Origin of the sequence: Pseudomonas sp. ok272 (assembly GCF_900109995.1) — a bacterium.
In the GTDB taxonomy this organism is placed as follows: domain Bacteria; phylum Pseudomonadota; class Gammaproteobacteria; order Pseudomonadales; family Pseudomonadaceae; genus Aquipseudomonas.
Window position 1 is genome coordinate 154,789 of sequence record NZ_FOCB01000011.1, and the last position, 14,783, is coordinate 169,571.

Annotated in this window: 10 protein-coding genes and 1 pseudogene; 5 read left to right on the forward strand and 6 right to left on the reverse strand. The window is 63.7% G+C overall.

Annotated elements, in window-relative coordinates; genetic code table 11:
- Window positions 1–229: 229 nt before the first annotated feature.
- On the reverse strand, window positions 230–568 hold the full coding sequence (locus BMW74_RS17030) for an FKBP-type peptidyl-prolyl cis-trans isomerase (RefSeq protein WP_093423838.1): 339 nt from the start codon (window positions 566–568) through the stop codon (window positions 230–232).
- Window positions 569–793: 225 nt separating this feature from the next.
- On the opposite strand from BMW74_RS17030, the gene BMW74_RS17035 reads away from it, so the two are divergent.
- Both BMW74_RS17035 and BMW74_RS17040 read left to right on the forward strand, forming a co-directional pair.
- On the forward strand, window positions 794–2,605 hold the full coding sequence (locus BMW74_RS17035) for a monovalent cation:proton antiporter-2 (CPA2) family protein (protein ID WP_093423843.1): 1,812 nt from the start codon (window positions 794–796) through the stop codon (window positions 2,603–2,605).
- Window positions 2,602–3,705, forward strand: coding sequence for a DNA alkylation repair protein (locus BMW74_RS17040; RefSeq protein ID WP_093423847.1), 1,104 nt, complete (start codon window positions 2,602–2,604; stop codon window positions 3,703–3,705). The genes BMW74_RS17035 and BMW74_RS17040 overlap by 4 nt, the downstream gene beginning before the upstream one ends.
- 102 nt (window positions 3,706–3,807) lie before the next feature.
- Here the strand turns inward: BMW74_RS17040 and BMW74_RS17045 are convergent, their stop codons facing one another.
- Window positions 3,808–4,707, reverse strand: coding sequence for a LysR family transcriptional regulator (locus BMW74_RS17045; protein ID WP_093423851.1), 900 nt, complete (start codon window positions 4,705–4,707; stop codon window positions 3,808–3,810).
- Between the two features lie 134 nt (window positions 4,708–4,841).
- Between BMW74_RS17045 and BMW74_RS17050 the strand changes: the two genes are divergently transcribed.
- Both BMW74_RS17050 and BMW74_RS17055 read left to right on the forward strand, forming a co-directional pair.
- Entirely contained in the window at window positions 4,842–6,491 is a 1,650-nt protein-coding gene (locus tag BMW74_RS17050) for a GMC family oxidoreductase (RefSeq protein ID WP_093423856.1), read from the forward strand.
- 149 nt (window positions 6,492–6,640) lie between these two features.
- Entirely contained in the window at window positions 6,641–8,263 is a 1,623-nt protein-coding gene (locus BMW74_RS17055) for an MFS transporter (RefSeq protein WP_093423861.1), read from the forward strand.
- A gap of 74 nt (window positions 8,264–8,337) precedes the next feature.
- On the opposite strand, the gene BMW74_RS17060 is transcribed toward BMW74_RS17055, so the two are convergent.
- Together BMW74_RS17060 and BMW74_RS17065 are read right to left on the reverse strand one after the other, a co-directional pair.
- Window positions 8,338–9,942: an SGNH/GDSL hydrolase family protein gene (locus tag BMW74_RS17060; protein WP_093423864.1), complete on the reverse strand. Its 1,605-nt coding sequence runs from the start codon at window positions 9,940–9,942 to the stop codon at window positions 8,338–8,340.
- Window positions 9,943–9,959: 17 nt separating this feature from the next.
- Window positions 9,960–10,838 (reverse strand): hypothetical protein, encoded by an 879-nt coding sequence (locus BMW74_RS17065; RefSeq protein ID WP_093423869.1) that lies wholly within the window; start codon window positions 10,836–10,838, stop codon window positions 9,960–9,962.
- A 380-nt stretch (window positions 10,839–11,218) separates the two neighbouring features.
- On the opposite strand from BMW74_RS17065, the gene BMW74_RS17070 reads away from it, so the two are divergent.
- The gene (locus BMW74_RS17070; RefSeq protein WP_093423873.1) at window positions 11,219–13,162 is read left to right on the forward strand and encodes a DNA topoisomerase III; all 1,944 of its coding nucleotides are present in this window, start codon (window positions 11,219–11,221) and stop codon (window positions 13,160–13,162) included.
- Window positions 13,163–13,495: 333 nt separating this feature from the next.
- On the opposite strand, the pseudogene BMW74_RS25755 reads toward BMW74_RS17070, so the two are convergent.
- Window positions 13,496–13,851, reverse strand: a pseudogene (locus tag BMW74_RS25755) (LLM class flavin-dependent oxidoreductase); the annotation flags it as partial.
- Window positions 13,852–14,276: 425 nt separating this feature from the next.
- Window positions 14,277–14,588: a YdcA family protein gene (locus BMW74_RS25510; protein ID WP_371911765.1), complete on the reverse strand. Its 312-nt coding sequence runs from the start codon at window positions 14,586–14,588 to the stop codon at window positions 14,277–14,279.
- Between the last annotated feature and the right edge of the window lie 195 nt (window positions 14,589–14,783).

The following is a 14,783-nucleotide window of genomic DNA, read 5'->3' on the forward strand; positions in this document are numbered from 1 at the left end:
CTGACGACATTGATGTTGGATGGGCTGGCCGGTTCGCGGGCAAGCCTCGCTCCTACGGGCTCAACCCAGATCCGGGCCAGGCATCGGTTTTGTGTTCGCCGCAGACCTGGGTGGGAGCGAGCCTGCTCGCGAAAGCGGTGGGTCAGCGAAGTGATTGTCGACTGACTGGACACCTTCGCCGGCGCACTCAACCTCATTGCATCCCGCTATACACTAAAGCCTGAGGGGCTCAATCATCGCGGGTCAGCACTTCCAGCAGTTCAATCTCGAACACCAGGTTGGAATGGGGCGGGATCGAACCCACGCTGCGCTCGCCATACGCCAAATGCGCCGGCACCCGCAATTGGCGCTTGCCTCCGACCTGCATGCCAAGGATGCCCTGGTCCCAGCCCTTGATCACCCGCCCGGTGCCGATCACGCACTGGAACGGCTTGCCACGGCTCCAGGAGGAGTCGAACTCGGTGCCGTCTTCCAGGCAACCGCGGTACTGGGTGGTGATCAGCGCGCCCTTTACGGCGGCCTTGCCGGTGCCCACGTGAAGGTCGATGACCTGTAATTCGTCGTTCATGTGCGTTTCCGTCTGTCAGGGGGTGGGCATTGATGGGCTGCGTTTTCCCAGAAAACCTTGATCTTGGCAACCTTGACCGCCCCCATCCTGGGGTATAAGTCCATGGTCGTCTTTCAGATGTCGCAATGTGTGTCTATAAGATCCTGGCGCAGGGCTTTATCCTGCGGGCCATTTTTCAGGGTGACCGGCAATCCCGGCCACCCGTCGTTTTCACAGGAGTTCCCGATGCCCGAAGAAGGCAACCTATTGCAAGCTGCTGTCGTTTTTCTCTGTGCCGCGGTGCTGATCGTACCGTTGGCCAAGCGCCTGCAACTGGGAGCGGTACTCGGCTACCTCCTCGCCGGGGTGTTGATTGGTCCGGCGGTGCTGGGGCTGATCAACAACCCGCAAAGCGTGATGCACATCTCCGAACTTGGGGTGGTGCTGCTGCTGTTCATCATCGGCCTTGAGCTGTCGCCGCGCCGGCTGTGGGTGATGCGCAAGGCGGTGTTCGGCGTCGGTCTGGCCCAGGTCCTGCTGACCGGCTCGTTGATCGGCCTGGTGGCCTACTACGCATTCGGCCAGAAGCTCAACAGCGCCGTCGTACTCGGCCTGGGCCTGGCGCTATCGTCCACCGCCTTCGGCCTGCAAAGCCTGGCCGAGCGCAAGGAACTGACCAGCCCCCACGGACGGCTGGCGTTCGCCATCCTGCTGTTCCAGGACATTGCGGCCATTCCGCTGATTGCCATGGTCCCGCTGCTCGCCGGCAGCAACGAAGTGACCACCACCGCACAAGACATCGACCACATGGCGCGCCTGCTCGGCAGCATCGCGGTGGTGGTGGTCGGCGGCCGCTATCTGCTGCGCCCGGTGTTTCGCATCGTCGCCAAGACCGGCCTGCCAGAGGTCTCTACCGCCACCGCGTTGCTGGTGGTGATCGGTACGGCGTGGCTGATGGACCTGGTGGGCGTGTCGATGGCGCTGGGGGCCTTCCTCGCCGGGCTGCTGCTGGCGGACTCCGAATACCGCCACGAGCTGGAAGCCCAGATCGAACCGTTCAAGGGCCTGCTGCTGGGGCTGTTTTTTATCAGTGTCGGCATGGGCGCCAACATCAGCCTGCTGTTCAGTGCACCGGTCCACGTGCTGGGCCTGACCCTGCTGCTGATCAGTCTCAAGCTGCCGCTGTTGTACCTGGTCGGGCACCTGGCAGGCGGTCTCAACCGCATCAGTGCGCTGCGCCTGGGGATCGTACTGGCGGCCGGTGGCGAGTTTGCCTTCGTGGTGTTCAAGATCGGCCGCGACCAGGGACTGTTCGACGCCCACCTGTACGACATGCAAGTGCTGACCATCACCCTGTCCATGGCCGTGACCCCACTGTTGCTGCTGTTGTGCGGGCGCCTGGCCAAGAAAGACAAGGTCGAGCCCATCGCCGTGCCACCGCACCTGCGCGAGATCGACACCGATACCCCACGCGTGGTGATCGCCGGCATGGGCCGCATGGGGCAGATCGTGGCGCGGATCCTGCGGGCGCAGAAGATCCGCTTCGTGGCCCTGGACACCTCGGTGGAGTCCATCGAACTGTCGCGCAGCTTTGGTGGCGTACCGGTGTTCTACGGCGACCCGATGCGCCCGGAAATCCTCGCCGCGGCCAAGGTCGAGCAGGCCGAGTTCTTCGTGATCGCCACCGACGACCCGGACACCAACATCAAGACAGCGGAGTTGGTGCGCAAACTCTACCCGCACCTGAAGATCATCGCCCGCGCCCGTAACCGCCAGCACGTGTACCGCCTGGTGGACCTGGGCGCCGAAGCGATCCGCGAAACCTACTACTCCAGCCTGGAAATGAGCCGCCGCACCCTGCTGGGCCTGGGGTTGACCCAGGCCCAGGCCGATGCCCGGATCAAGCGCTTCAAGCACCACGACGAACAAGTGCTCGAAGCCCAGCAGTCCATCTACGATGACGCCGGCAAAGTCATGCAGACCGCCCAGGAGTCGAGGATCGAGCTGGCACGGTTGTTTGAGGCGGATCAGATTGAAGAGGAAAAGAGCCTGAAATGACCGCCACCGAACCCGCCTCCCCCGCCTTGAAGGAGATCTTCAACGCCGAGCGCTTCGAGCACATCGCCGCCGAGGTGCGGGCGGTGTACCCGGCGTTCGATGCGCCGGCCTTCCTGGCGATGGCCAATGACGGCCTGGATTCGTTGTCGGTGATGCAGCGCATGGCGCGGGTCGGTGAGTGCCTGCACGCGGTGTTGGCGCTGGACTATGAGCAGGTGCTGGAGATTCTCTATGCCCTGGCGCCGCGCCTGAACAGCAGCTTCGTCAGTATCAGCCTGGCGCAGTACGTCGCCACCTATGGCCTGCATGACTACGAACGGTCGATGGCGGCCTTGAAGTATTTCACCCCATTTGGCTCCTCGGAGTTCGCGGTACGGCACTTTCTGCGCAGCGACTTCGAGCGCTCGATGGCGTTGCTGCACGACTGGTCGCGCGATGCCGACGAACACGTGCGGCGCCTGGCCAGCGAAGGTTGCCGCCCGCGCCTGCCGTGGTCGTTTCGCCTGGAGCCGGTGCAGGCCGACCCGCGCCTCGCCGCGGCGATCCTCGACAACCTCAAGGCCGACAGCAGTCTGTACGTGCGCAAGTCGGTGGCCAATCACCTCAACGATGTGACCAAGGATCACCCCGAGTGGGTGCTGGGCCTGATCGAAGGTTGGTCCCTGGAGAACCCGCACACGGCGTGGATTGCCAAGCATGCCTTGCGCAGCCTGATCAAACAGGGCAACCCCCGGGCCCTGGCGATCATCGGCGCGGGCGGCAAGCCCGAGGTGCGGATTCATGACCTCAAGGTCGAGCCCGCGGTGATCCGGCTGGGCGAGCGCATCACGCTGTCGTTCGACTTGCACTCCACCAGCCCTGATGCGCAACGCCTGGTGGTCGACTACGCCATCGACTACGTCAAGGCCTCCGGCGCCACCTCCAACAAGGTGTTCAAGCTCAAGGGCCTGACCCTGCCCGGCCATGCCCGCCAGACCCTCGGCCGCGCCCAGCAGGTGCGCGACATGACCACCCGCAAGCATTACGCGGGCGTGCATGCGGTGCACATCATGGTCAATGGTGAGCGGTTGGGCAGCATCGCATTCGAGATTGTCCCTTGAGCCCTTGTGGGAGCGAGATCGGCTTGCCGGCGAAGGCGGTCGGTCTGACACCTTGATGCCGGATGAACCGACCTATTCGCGAGCAGGCTCGCTCCCCCAGGGCTAGCCAACCGACTCAGGGCCCAGCAGCAACGCCTGCTCCTGATCGCACACCTGCACCACGTAATCCCACAACACCCGCAGCCGCACGGACTTGTGCAGTTCGCGCCGGGTGCTGATCCAGTAGCTGCGCAGGATGCTTTCGGCCGGCAGCAGCGGCACCAGGCCGGGGTCGCCGCTGGCCATGTAGCACGGCAGCACCGCGATGCCGAGGCCGGCGCGGGCCGCCTGGTGCTGGGCGATCACGCTGGTGCTGTGGAACACCACCTGGGGGCTGCGGCAAAAGCTGTTGAGGAACATCAGTTCCTGGCTGAACAACAGGTCGTCGACATAACCGATCCAGGCATGCCGGCCCAGGTCTTCACGGCTGTTCAAGGGTGGCTCACGGTCCAGGTAGTCCTGGCTGGCGTACAGCGCCAAGCGGTAGTCGGTGAGTTTGCGGGTGACCAGCATGTCGGCGGACGGGCGCTCCAGGTGGATGCTGATTTCGGCCTCGCGGTTGAGGATGCTGACAAACCGCGGCACCGCCACCAACTCGACTTCCAGGCCCGGATAGCGATCGAACAAGCCGCGCATGCGCCCGGCCAGGAACATGATCCCCAGGCCCTCGGTCACGCCGACGCGGATCTTGCCCAGTGGCGCCGTGGACTGGGTGATTTGCTCCTGGGCCAGCAACGCCACGTTCTCCATGGCCTCGGCATGCTTGAGCAGCGCTTCGCCGGCCGGGGTCAGTTGATAACCCTGGGCCTGCTGGACGAACAGCGCGGCGCCCAGGCTCTTTTCAATCGCCTCGATGTGTCGCGCCACGGTGGCGTGGGTGGTTTTCAGGCGCCGGGCTGCGGTCAGCAAACGTCCGCTGCGTTGCAGTTCGAGAAAATAGCGCAGGTCATTCCAGTCGAACATGGCGCCTCCTTGAATCAATCATGAGACCCAACTGTTTAAAAACGCACAGTGGCTGGGCGAAAACTAACATTCTTTTGTCGAAAACTAACAACTAGGATGGGTCGCAATAAGAACAACACGCAACGAGGCCATGAATGCAACCTGCCGTTGATGCATACGATTACATCGTGGTCGGCGCGGGACCCGCCGGCTGCCTGCTGGCCAATCGACTGTCCGCCAACCCGCAACACCGGGTACTGCTGCTCGAAGCCGGCGGGCGCGACAACTATCCCTGGATTCACATCCCGGTCGGCTATCTGTTCTGCATCGGCAACCCGCGCACCGACTGGTGCTTCAAGACCGAGGCGCAAACCGGCCTGCAAGGCCGCAGCCTGAGTTACCCGCGCGGCAAGGTCCTGGGCGGCAGTTCCTCGATCAACGGCATGATCTACATGCGCGGCCAGGCCGGCGACTACGACGGCTGGGCGGCCGAGGGCAACCCGGGCTGGCGCTGGGACGACGTACTGCCGCTGTTCAAGCAGAGCGAAAGCCATTTCGCCGGCGGCTCGGACGATCACGGCGGCGACGGCGAATGGCGGGTCGAACAGCAGCGCCTGTCCTGGCCAATTCTCGATGCCTTCAGGACGGCGGCCGAACAAAGCGGCATCGCCTCCATCGATGACTTCAACCAGGGCAACAACGAAGGCTGCGCCTACTTCCAGGTCAATCAGAAGGCCGGCGTGCGCTGGAACGCGGCCAAGGCCTTTCTCAAACCCATCGCCCAACGCCCCAACCTCACGGTGCTGACCGACGTCGACGTCGACCGCGTGCTGCTCGAAAACGGCCGCGCCTGCCACGTCGTCGCCCGCTGGCAGGGTCAGGCCACGACCTTCACGGCCCGCCGAGAGATTGTCCTCTGCGCCGGCTCGGTCGGCTCGCCGGGTATCCTCCAGCGCTCCGGCATCGGCCCCGCCGGCCTGCTCAAGCGCCTGGGCATCGGCGTGGCCCATGAACTCGATGGCGTCGGCGGCAACCTGCAAGACCACCTGCAACTGCGCCTGATTTATAAGTTGGAAAACGCCCGCACCCTGAACCAGATCGCCGGCAGCCTGTGGGGCAAGATGGGCATGGGCCTGCGTTATCTGTACGACCGCAGCGGCCCGCTGTCGATGGCGCCGAGCCAACTGGGGGCCTTTGCCCGCAGCGGCCCGGAACAGGCCTCGGCCAATCTCCAATACCACGTGCAGCCGCTGTCGCTGGAGCGTTTTGGCGAGCCGCTGCATGCCTTCCCCGCGTTCACCGCTTCGGTGTGCGACCTGCGTCCGCAGAGCCGTGGCCGGATCGACATCCGCTCGGCCGACCCCGCACAGCCGCCGCTGATCCAGCCCAACTACTTGAGCCATCCCGAGGACCTGCGGGTCGCGGCCGACGCCATTCGCCTGACCCGGCGCATCGTCGGCGCCCCGGCCCTGCAACCCTTCAATCCGGTGGAGTACCTGCCCGGCGCCGCCTTGCAGACCGAGGAACAATTGCACGAGGCTGCCGCGCGGATCGGCACCACCATCTTCCACCCCGTCGGCACCTGTCGCATGGGCCAGGACCGCGGCGCGGTGGTCGATGCGCAGTTGCGGGTGCACGGCATCCCCGGCCTGCGCATCGCCGACGCCTCGATCATGCCGCGCATTACCTCGGGCAATACCTGCTCACCAACCCTGATGATCGCCGAGAAGGCGGCGCAGATGATTCTTGCCAGCACCGTAAACGTTGAGGCTGTGGGAGCGAGCCTGCTCGCGAAGGCGGACTAGCCTTCAACACCACTGTTGGCTGACCCACCGCTTTCGCGAGCAGGCTCGCTCCCACAGAGACTGCGCAACACCCAGAGACGATGCGCCAGCCCACAAGGCCGGCGCTGACAGTGAAACAACAATAAATACACACTGTGAGGGATACCGATATGTCAGAACAGGCACAGGCCGTGACCGGGACTCTGAGTTCCGGCACCAGCAAGGACACCCAGAAAGTCATCTTCGCCTCATCCCTCGGGACGGTCTTCGAGTGGTATGACTTCTTCCTCTACGGCGCCCTGGCGGCGGTGATCAGCAAACAGTTCTTCGCCGGGGTCAACGACACCACGGCCTTCATCTTCGCCTTGATGGCCTTCGCCGCCGGCTTCGTGGTGCGGCCCTTCGGCGCGTTGGTGTTCGGCCGCCTGGGCGACATGATCGGGCGCAAGTACACGTTCCTCGCCACCATCATCCTGATGGGCGTGGCCACCTTCTGCGTCGGCCTGCTGCCGACCTACGCCAGCATCGGCATTGCCGCGCCGATCATCCTGGTGGTGCTGCGCATGCTCCAAGGCCTGGCGCTGGGCGGCGAGTACGGCGGTGCGGCGACCTACGTCGCCGAGCACGCACCCATGGGCAAGCGCGGTTTCCACACCAGCTGGATTCAGTCCACCGCCACCCTCGGCCTGCTGCTGTCGCTCTTGGTGGTGCTCGGTTGCCGCTACTTCACCGGCGATCAGTTCGAGGTCTGGGGCTGGCGCATTCCGTTCCTGCTGTCGATCGTGCTACTGGGCATCTCCACCTGGATTCGCCTGAGCCTGCATGAGTCGCCGGCCTTCCTGAAGATGAAAGAGGAAGGCAAGTCCTGCAAGGCGCCGATCCGCGAGTCGTTCGGCAACTGGGCCAACCTCAAGGTGGTGCTGATCGCGCTGTTCAGCATCAACGCCGGGCAAGCGGTGACCTTCTACGCCGCGCAGTTCTATGTGCTGTTCTTCCTCACCCAGTTCCTGAAGATGGACCCGGCCCTGGCCAACACCCTGCTGATCATCAGCGTGGTGATCGGCGCGCCGTTCTTCATCCTCTTCGGCTGGTTGTCGGACCGGGTCGGGCGCAAGCCGGTGCTGATGCTTGGCCTGCTGCTGGCCACGGTGCTGTACTTCCCGATCTTCAAGTCCCTGGCGCACTACGCCAACCCGGCCATCGACCGCGCCAGCCAACAAGCGCCAATCACCGTGCTGGCCGACCCGGCCACCTGTACCTTCCAGTTCGACCCGGTGGGCAAGGCGCGTTTCGACAGCCCGTGCGACAAGGTCAAGACCTTCCTGGTCAAGCAAGGCCTGCCCTACAGCAGCGCCGCCGCACCGGCGGGCAGCGGTGTGCAAGTGAGCATCGGCGACGTCACGCTCGAGGGCTACGACGAAGCCGCCCTGCGCGGCGCCGTGACCCTGGCCGGCTACCCGCAAAGCGCCGACGTGCAGGCGATCAACAAGCCGATGATCGTGGCCCTGATCGTGGCGCTGATCATCATCTCGGCCATGTGCTACGGGCCGCTGGCAGCGTTGATGGTCGAACTGTTCCCGACCCGCATCCGCTACACCTCGATGTCCCTGCCCTACCACATCGGCAACGGCTGGTTCGGCGGCTTCCTGCCCACCGTGTCGTTTGCCTTGGTGGTGTACACCGGCGATATCTTCTACGGGCTGTGGTACCCGGTATTGATCACCGGGGTCAGCCTGGTGGTGGGCCTGCTGTGTCTGCGGGAAACCAAGGACGTGGACCTGGAGAAGAACTGACGGCCAAGAGACGGGCATCGCACCAATGCCCGTCTCTGAGCCCCAGGTCATCAACCTCAGCCGTGGACCAGCGCCTAGCTGAACGGGTTGAGCTTGCCGATGATATCGGCTGTCTCATCCAGCCATCCCAGGGTTTTCATGTCACTGCTCAGTGAGCGCGGCGGATGGGCAATCAACGAATCGAGCCGGAGCAGGCGATCAAAATCGACCTGCACCGGCCCCTGCCGCAACGTCACGCCATCGTTGTAATACAGCGCCACCTTGGCGCGCTGCATGACATTGATCACCTCCTGAGCAATCAGCCCGTAGGTGATGGTCGTGGGGTGGATGCCATCGAGACTGAACAGCCCGCCTTGCTCGCGCCCCTGGGGCCCGGAGGAGAAAAAGCGCGAATCGGGCACCGGGTCCAGTTGGTTGAGCGCCGCCGGCAGATCGTAGCGGGTCCACCAGTCCGGGCGTGCCTGGGCATCGTTGATGTAACGGCGCGCCGCCAATCGGTCGAGCATGCCTGCAATGTCCAGCACGTACCAATCCAGGCCCGCCTGGCGGCAAGCCCGGACTTCATTGGCGATCGTGTCATTGTATTGATCGACCGCGCTGTCGATGGCCCGCACCTGGTTCTCGGTGATGGTGGGGTCATCCTTTTCATTGAACTGCTCGTCGGTGATCCACGGCCGCGTATAGAACGGAAAGTACCGCGAGCCGGCACCGACCTTGCGGTTCACCCCGCGAGCAATCGGCGCGATGGTCACATGGGGCACGTTGACCAGGATCACGTGGCGGGCACTGACCGCCTTGAGCCGCTGGACCAATTGCTGGTATTCGGCGGCGAAGTGGCTGGGGCACCACACGGTGTAACGGTCTTTGCTGCCCAGGGCGTCGTAACCCTTGGCGCTCCAACTGACCTTCAACTGGGTCACGCTGCCCAGGACGTTATTGGCCCCGATGAACACTACCAAGGTCTCAATGCCCGGCGTCGTGGCATCACCGCCACTGCCGGGCAACGCGCCTTCCTGGCCCAGCTTGCGCGCCGCATCCAGAACCGTGTCGCCGGGGTCCATGGAGGAATAGACACCCAGTGCCGCCCGGATGTTGGCGTTCTCGACCACCTGGGCAAACACATCATCCTTGGGGGTGTGCATAGCGGCTTGCAGGTTGTTCGCCGTGCGCGACAGCACGTCACGAATGTCCCAGCCATACACCGCCAGGTTGTGCATGGCCCGGTTGGTCCGCTTGACGGTTGATCCGGGACCGCGCTCCCAATAGTCCTCGATCTGCGCCATCAGGCTTCGCAGGTCGAACCCGGCGCCGGGCAACTCCCACCAACTGATTGCATCGCCATACTTATGCTCCAACGCGCGCAACAGGTATTCGATGTTCAGCGGGATACCACCAAAACCTTCATACAACGGAAAGCGGAACGTGGCGTCGCAGCCAATTTCCCAGGCGACAATCTTCGGCCAACTGATCCGGGTGTTGAAGATCGCGCCACTCTGGAACCCGTGAGTGACCGAGTCACCTATCGTGACCAGCTTGTTGGCACTGGTGCCCTTGAGCGGCGGCAAGACCACGTCGATGCCCAATGTCGGATCGAAGTCCGGCACCCGGGGCGCCATGTTGACAATCACCTCGGCCGGGGTATCGGCGGACCGGCGATCCTTCGGTGCATTACCTTTCATCACCACCTCTGCGCGTGTCATGGGTTGATGACCACGGTCTCCCCTGCGCGGGCCTTGAGCTGCCGGTCCACGTAAAACAACATCCAGACCGAATCCTTCAGCGTTTGTACCGACTGCTGCGCAAACAGCGCTTCAAGCTCGGCGTCGCTCTTGCAGCCGGGGGCTTGCGTGCCCTTGACGAAGGTACACCTGCCATATTCGCCCCAGCCTTTTTCCGCCTGCGCGGCTTCTGGCGAGGGGTAGACCCAGTATTCGCGCCATGCCCCCGCGTTGACGCTGCCCCCCCGTTGCCCAATGGCCGCCAGGGTTGCGCTGGCCGTGCGTGTAAGCCGTCCGCTTGGATTGCTCCCCTCGGCGTCGGCGCGCAACGCCTCGCATTGCGCCTGGCTCAAGCGAAAGCTGGCCATCGATGGACTCAAGGGAAACTGGTCGAAGCCATCCTCAAGATTCCAGACCAGCAATTTGACATGAAACACCGGCACCACATGGGCCGGCACACTCATGTCCTGAATGTAGTGCAGGACCCGGCCCGCCTGTTGGTAGACCTGCGCGGTACTCGCCGCCGGCCCTTGCGCCACGCGCTCGTTCAATTGCCTGACGCGGGTCGCAAAGATGTGGTCCAGATTGCGGCTGGCGAACCACATCGGCTTGAGCGAGGCATTGCGGTTGTAAAAGTGCCAGTTGCTGATGCGCTGGCCCACTGTGGCAAGGCTCGCATCCTCGGCCTGGGTGCCGGCAATCAATGCCTCAGCCGCCTCAGCCGCCTCGGCAGACACCGTCACGCCCGGGCAAGCCTGGTAGACCTCAACCGCGGCCCGGGTGAAGGCCGGGTGGACATCGGCGTCAAACGCCAGCACCGAACCCGAGACCGTCAACCCCAGCAGCCAGACGGCCATTCGGCCAACGGCCCGGGCACGACGGCTGTCACGTTGAGGGTATCGACTGCATGGCGCAGCGTTTTGCCCGGCATTGTTCATGTTCCAACCCCTTGTCAAACGCTGCACTTGCGCCCCCCATCACGCTCAAGACAACTGGTAGCAGCTTAGCGGTGATCTCTGATGTTTCCTGATCAAACACCGACTTTCAGCTGCACGGCTGCTGACCCGCCAGCTATCGCTACACTTTTTCCCGCCCAAGATCCAGCGCATCTCCCTCGGCCCCTATGACCATGATCGGCATGCCGCATCTAGCTGTACATCCATACAGATAAAGATTGATCCACGTCGCCAGACCCCGCATGCTGTGCACCTTTCAAACCTCAAGACTGATGGTGGCTATGCGGCTGTTCCTCTGTGAAAAACCTTCCCAGGCCAAAGACATCGCCGCCGTGCTCGGCGCCAGCCGGCGTGGCGACGGTTGCTGGCTGGGCGCGGGTGTCACAGTGACCTGGTGCATCGGCCACCTGCTGGAAACCGCCCCACCCGACGCCTACGACGAGCGCTACAAGCGCTGGGTGCTGGCCGACCTGCCGATCATTCCCGACACATGGAAGATGCGGGTCAAGCCCAAGACGGCCAGCCAGTTCAAGGCGGTCAAACGCCTGCTCGGCGAGGCCAGCGAACTGGTGATCGCCACCGACGCCGACCGCGAGGGCGAGATGATCGCCCGGGAGCTGGTGGAGCATTGCCGCTATCGCGGGCCGATCCAGCGCCTGTGGTTGTCGGCGTTGGACGACGCGTCCATCCGCAAGGCCCTGGCGGCGCTCAAGCCCGGGGCGCAGACCTTCAGCCTGTATCACGCGGCCCTCGGACGCTCACGCGCCGACTGGCTGATCGGCATGAACATGAGCCGCCTGTTCACCCTGCTCGGCCGCCAGTCCGGGTATCAAGGCGTGCTGCCGGTCGGCCGAGTGCAAACCCCGACCTTGCGCCTGGTGGTCGACCGCGACCGCAGCATTGCCGACTTCGTGCCCGTGCCGTTCTGGGCCATCGACGTGCAACTGCTGCACGCCAACACCCCGTTCACCGCCCAATGGCGCGCGCCTTCAGAGCTGTGTGACGAACAGGACCGCTGTCTCAATCAAGCCCTGGCGCAACAAGCCGCCACGGCCATGCGCAATGCCACTACCGCGCGCCTGGTCAAGCTGCGCACCGAACGGGTCCGCGAGGCCGCGCCGCTGCCGTTCGACCTCGGCACCTTGCAGGAAGTCTGCTCGAAGAAGCTCGGCCTCGGCGCCCAGGAAACCCTGGACGTGGCCCAGGCGCTGTACGAAACCTACAAACTCATCACCTATCCGCGCAGCGACTGCGGCTATCTACCCGTGAGCCAGCACAGCGAGGCGCCGGCCATTCTCGACGCCCTTGGCCGAACCGACCCAGGCCTGGCCCCGCTGCTCGGGCACCTGGAACCGCAACGTCGCTCCCGGGCCTGGAACGATGCCAAGGTCAGCGCGCACCACGGCATCATCCCCACCGCTGCGGCGAAAAACCTCGATCGCCTGAGCGGCAAACACCGCGCCGTCTACACCTTGATCCGCGCGCGGTACCTGGCGCAGTTCCTGCCCAACCATGAATACGACCGCACCCAGGCCGACTTCGACTGTGCCGGGCAAGCGTTGCGGGCGGTGGGCAAGCAGATTGTCGACGCCGGCTGGAAACGCGCCCTGCCCGAAGCCCTCGCCCCCGCCAAGGGCCGCGAAGCTCCTGCACCGCAGAACCTGCCGCCCTTGACCCAGGGCCATGACTACCCGGTGGCGGACGTTATCCTCAAGGACCTCTGGACCCAACCACCCAAGCCGTTCACCGAAGGCGACCTGATCAAGGCGATGAAAAACGTCGCCAAGCTGGTGGAAGACCCGCTACTCAAGCAAAAGCTCAAGGACACCACCGGCATCGGCACCGAAGCGACCCGCGCCGGGATCATCCAGGGCCTGCTGGATCGCGGCTACCTGATCAAACACGGCAAAGCCCTGGCCGCCACCCCCGCCGCCTTCAGCCTGATCGACGCCGTACCCCGCGCCATCGCCGACCCCGGCACCACCGCCATCTGGGAACAAGCCCTGGACATGGTGCAAAGCGGCGAAATGAGCCTGGAAACATTCGTCGCCAAACAAGCGGCCTGGATGAGCAAACACGTCAGCCGCTGCACCGGCCTGCGCCTGACCATCAGCGGCCCCGCCAGCCCAGCCGGCAAAGGCGCAGCCCCATGGAAAGGCAAACGCAAAGCCACCACCCGCAAGGCAACACCCACCCCCAAACGCAAGGTAAAACCCGCGACCTGACATCGCCCGCAAGGGGATCATCAGCGAACACCCCTCACCCGCCTACCCCAGCGCCTTGGGAGCGCGAGACCGGCTTGCCGGCGAAAGCAGTGTCCCAGTCAACATGGATGCTGGACGTGCCGGCCTCTTCGCGGGCAAGCCCGCTCCCACAGTGGGCCTGGGTATACCTGCTAGATGCTGGTCGGCTGGCAGGACGTCTTCGCGACGGTGCGGCGATCCGACAAGCCCGCTCCCGCCCTGGTCCACGGTGAACACCCATCCCGTGTCAGGCCCGGATTTCACAGCATTGAGGCTTGGATCAACCGCAGGGCTTGATCGACTCAAGCCTTGCGAAACCTTCTCGTCGATGTTGCGCAGGGTTTCCAGTTGCGCCCATTGCGGCACGGTGCCCATCTGGCAGATGAACAGGATCTCGTCGGCGCCGGCGTCGATCAGGCGCTGTACGTAGCCGATGCAGTCATCCACGGTGCCGTAGGTGTCGTCCTTCCACGTCTCCAGGTCCGGACGCTCGCCGCCGCCGTACCAATAGCCCAGCGATTCCATGAAGTAACGCTGGCCACGGATGCCGATGCGCCGTGCTTCTTCGAGTCACGGTTGTCCCAGGCCTCGTGGTACACCGCGACTTTCTTGGCGATCTCTTCCGGGCCACCGAAACCCAGCACCCAGGCCGAGGACATGCAGCCTTCGGCGAGGATCATTTGCACCTCGAAAAGTCCCTGGGCACCAGTTCATAGCCGCCCCAGCGCGTCGGCTGGAGGATACGGAAAAAGCCCGCATCATGAAAATCGGCCAGGGTCTGGGCCGGCAACTAGCCCTGCTGCGCGGCGTCGGGAGCGCGTTCACGCAGCACCGGCACCAGCTCGCGGGCCCGTTGGCGCAGCTGCTGGCGTTGCAGATCGTGGTTGAGCATCAGGTTGCTCTCCTTGGGAACCCCGTCCGCCGGGGCGCTCGCAGCATTCAAGAAACCTGTAAAGCACCGGGCATCCCTCAAACGAACCATGCGCGGGAGTAAAAAAAAACGCGCCGGTCAAAGACGGGCGCGGTCGATTGCCACGGTTTCAGGTGATCAAGGACACACAATGCGAGCAACGGGTGGAGCGACGTATCTCACTGGCTACTTGCGCTTGTAGCTCTTGTTGCCACTGGGCGTCAGGCAATACACGCCACCTCGAGGGCCGGTGCAAAATGCGCCGGTGCCACACTGGCAACCTTCATTGCTTTGCAGCAAGGGTTGAGGCCGTGCACTCTCTGAGCGACCACCCAGCATGGCCGAACAGCTCTTCTTCGAGGCGCTGATGGAGCCGTCGTTACACAGGAAAATATCACCGTCGCAGCGTGCGATACCGCCCTTTTTCCCCGAGCAAGGTTGATTCGCCGACCAAGTCGACGCACTGGCCAAGCACAGTAATGGAATCAGTAGCAGCATAGAGAATGGCATCCAGCCACGGCGGAACAAAGCGCGCACGTTAAGACCTCCTGAAATAATGGCCAGATGATATCAATGTTTACCAAGCCAATGGAAAGTCATCGACCTAACGACACACGAGGGATCTACCCTCTACCCTGTATGAATGTTTTTTTAGAATCCCGACCGGTATTTGTTGGCACACTGCGCGCCAGT

What these genes read in the sequence shown, in the direction of transcription:
- BMW74_RS17060 (WP_093423864.1), bottom strand. Translation starts at nt 9,942, where the DNA reads ATGAAAGGTAATGCACCGAAGGATCGCCGGTCCGCCGATACCCCGGCC.
- BMW74_RS17040 (WP_093423847.1), top strand. Translation starts at nt 2,602, where the DNA reads ATGACCGCCACCGAACCCGCCTCCCCCGCCTTGAAGGAGATCTTCAAC.
- BMW74_RS17070 (WP_093423873.1), top strand. Translation starts at nt 11,219, where the DNA reads ATGCGGCTGTTCCTCTGTGAAAAACCTTCCCAGGCCAAAGACATCGCC.
- BMW74_RS17030 (WP_093423838.1), bottom strand. Translation starts at nt 568, where the DNA reads ATGAACGACGAATTACAGGTCATCGACCTTCACGTGGGCACCGGCAAG.
- BMW74_RS25510 (WP_371911765.1), bottom strand. Translation starts at nt 14,588, where the DNA reads ATGCTGCTACTGATTCCATTACTGTGCTTGGCCAGTGCGTCGACTTGG.
- BMW74_RS17050 (WP_093423856.1), top strand. Translation starts at nt 4,842, where the DNA reads ATGCAACCTGCCGTTGATGCATACGATTACATCGTGGTCGGCGCGGGA.
- BMW74_RS17055 (WP_093423861.1), top strand. Translation starts at nt 6,641, where the DNA reads ATGTCAGAACAGGCACAGGCCGTGACCGGGACTCTGAGTTCCGGCACC.
- BMW74_RS17065 (WP_093423869.1), bottom strand. Translation starts at nt 10,838, where the DNA reads ATGGCCGTCTGGCTGCTGGGGTTGACGGTCTCGGGTTCGGTGCTGGCG.
- BMW74_RS17045 (WP_093423851.1), bottom strand. Translation starts at nt 4,707, where the DNA reads ATGTTCGACTGGAATGACCTGCGCTATTTTCTCGAACTGCAACGCAGC.
- BMW74_RS17035 (WP_093423843.1), top strand. Translation starts at nt 794, where the DNA reads ATGCCCGAAGAAGGCAACCTATTGCAAGCTGCTGTCGTTTTTCTCTGT.